Origin of the sequence: Burkholderia sp. A2, assembly GCF_001729305.1 — a bacterium.
In the GTDB taxonomy this organism is placed as follows: domain Bacteria; phylum Pseudomonadota; class Gammaproteobacteria; order Burkholderiales; family Burkholderiaceae; genus Burkholderia; species Burkholderia sola.
Map to the genome: position 1 here is coordinate 228 of NZ_LZXX01000004.1, position 513 is coordinate 740.

Sequence of the window (513 nt, forward strand, 5' to 3'; positions counted from 1 at the left end):
CGATCGTCGGCGGCCGCAATCTCGGAGACGAATACTTCAGCGCGAGCCCGACGCTCCAGTTCCGCGATCTCGACGTGCTGGCGGCCGGCCCCGTGACCCACGACATCTCGAAGAGCTTCGACGACTACTGGGCGAGCGCGAGCAGCTATCCGCTGCGCGTGCTCAATCATCAGAGGTTCGATCCGAAGGATCTCGATGCGATGCGCGACGAGCTGCGCGACCACTGGCGCAAGAACGCCGATCCGTACAACGCGAAGCCGCTGAACGCGACGCCGCTCGCACGGCAGATCGCGCGCGACGAACTCGAACTCGTGTGGGCGCCGGCCGAATTCAAGGTCGATGCGCCGACCAAGGTCGCGCGGCCGACCGGCACCTACGTGAGCCCGCCGATGCAGCGCCTGGCCGAGCTGACGCGCGGCGCGCAGAAGGAATTCCTCGCGTTTTCGCCGTACTTCGTGCCGCACGACGCCGGCGTGAATATCCTCGGCGATACGGCCGCGCGCGGCGTGCGCG

The 513-nt window shown here is 67.6% G+C and carries 1 pseudogene; it reads left to right on the forward strand.

Annotation, left to right across the window (positions count from 1 at the left end):
• A pseudogene (locus A9Z05_RS37340) lies at positions 1 to 513 on the forward strand (phospholipase D family protein); the annotation flags it as partial.